Here is a 1,539-nt window from a genome sequence, read left to right as displayed (position 1 = left end):
GAGTTCGCCTTTCACCGCGTTTTCAACCACGCGACCGGACGCATCAAGCTGGCCTGGTTCCTGCTGCACGTGGCCCGGTACATGCCGCTGATGGTGTACGCCGCAGACCCCGAATGGGCTGCTGGGGCGGTGCTCAATCATCGCGAGCTGGTGGCGGCGCTGCGCCGCCGGGACACCGCCGCCGTCGTCGAGCACACCACGTCGCAGTTCGTCGACGGCGCCCGCCGCCTCACCGAACGGCTGGACGCCAGCGGGATCTGGCACTAGCCGGCCGACAACTCCTCGGCGCGCTTCTTGAGGTTTTCGGCCAGGTAGTCCAATACGTTGCCGGCCAGTTGCTTGACCATCGGCGCCGGAATCGGCATCGACGGCTCGACGTCCAGGTCGACGGTCAGCAGCGCCGACGACCCGGTGTCCACCACGCTGAACAGCTGCTCCTGCTTTTTGAAAAGATTCCCCTGCTGCAGCACGGTCTGGATCTGAGTGGGGCTTGGGTAGTAGACCGCCTGGATCAGGCTGTCCTCGATCGCTTCGTATTTGGCGTCGAGACGCAGCTGGCTGGGGCGCCCGTCGTCGTAGCGGGCCAGCACCCACAGGCCCTGGACTCCGTCGTTCCACTCCGGGTAGCGCTCGAAGTCGGCGACGATGGCCAAGATCGAGTCGGCGTTGGCCGCAACCTCAACGGTCTTACTGACAAAAGGCATTCGCCGAGCTTAAACGCAGGCCGACGACAGCAGCGCGCGGATCTCGTCCGGAATGGGCGTCGGCCGGCGAGTGGCCTTGTCGATATAGACATGCACCCAGTGCCCGACGGCGGCGATGGGCTGCGGCCCGGTGAGCTCACCGCGGAAAACGCCGAGCCGGTAGGTCACGCTGCTGTTGCCGAGCCGGGTCACGGCCACGCCCACCACAAGTCGTTCCGGGAAATGCAACTCGGAAAAGTAGCGGCAGCCCGATTCGGCGACGATGCCCTGCGCCGACGTGGTCACCGGGTCGAGCGTGACGTTGGTCTGAATCCAGCCGTTGATCGCGGTGTCGAAAAGCTGGTAGTAGACCGCGTTGTTCAGATGGCCGAACATGTCGTTGTCGGCCCATCGGGTCAGCACCGGCCAGTGCACGGGAAAGTCGCCACCGGTGAGGCCGTCGGGTGCGGGCGGGACTGAGCTCATGGTTGTATTCGACCATGCTGGAAATCCGGGGTGCCGTGCTGGAGCGCATCGGATCGAGCCGGCCGTACGCGCAGTCGCGGCCGATCACCGTCGCCGCCGTCGAACTCGCGCCGCCGGGCCCCGACGAGCTGTTGGTGCGCATCGAGGCCGCCGGTGTCTGCCATTCGGATTTGTCGGTGGTGGACGGCAATCGGGTGCGGCCGACGCCGATGCTGCTCGGGCACGAGGCGGCCGGAATTATCGAGCGGGTCGGCGACGCGGTCAACGACGTGGCGGTCGGCCGGCGGGTGGTGATGACGTTCCTGCCGCGCTGCGGTCACTGCGCGGCGTGCGTGACCGATGGGCTGACGCCGTGTCAGCCGGGCAGCGC

At 66.8% G+C, this 1,539-nt stretch carries 4 protein-coding genes; 2 read left to right on the top strand and 2 right to left on the bottom strand.

What is annotated here, in order from left to right; all coding sequences use genetic code 11:
* Nucleotides 1-267: FCD domain-containing protein (locus tag AC2VOG_RS08150; RefSeq protein WP_486939408.1), on the top strand; the 267-nt coding region annotated here is incomplete at its 5' end.
* Here AC2VOG_RS08150 and AC2VOG_RS08145 read toward each other — a convergent pair.
* Nucleotides 264-704 carry an SRPBCC family protein gene (locus AC2VOG_RS08145; protein WP_486939407.1) on the bottom strand — a complete coding sequence of 147 codons (441 nt, stop codon included), beginning with the start codon at nucleotides 702-704 and terminating at the stop codon, nucleotides 264-266. The genes AC2VOG_RS08150 and AC2VOG_RS08145 overlap by 4 nt on opposite strands.
* A gap of 9 nt (nucleotides 705-713) precedes the next feature.
* The gene (locus AC2VOG_RS08140) at nucleotides 714-1,169 is read right to left on the bottom strand and encodes an acyl-CoA thioesterase (protein ID WP_486939406.1); all 456 of its coding nucleotides are present in this window, start codon (nucleotides 1,167-1,169) and stop codon (nucleotides 714-716) included.
* A gap of 14 nt (nucleotides 1,170-1,183) precedes the next feature.
* On the opposite strand from AC2VOG_RS08140, the gene AC2VOG_RS08135 reads away from it, so the two are divergent.
* A partial coding sequence (locus AC2VOG_RS08135; protein ID WP_486939405.1) for an alcohol dehydrogenase catalytic domain-containing protein occupies nucleotides 1,184-1,539 on the top strand: 356 nt, incomplete at its 3' end.

The organism is Mycobacterium sp. TH-M11, from assembly GCF_057473725.1.
The sequence above is the reverse complement of the archived record's forward strand: the minus strand, read 5'-3'. Positions and strand labels throughout refer to the sequence as shown.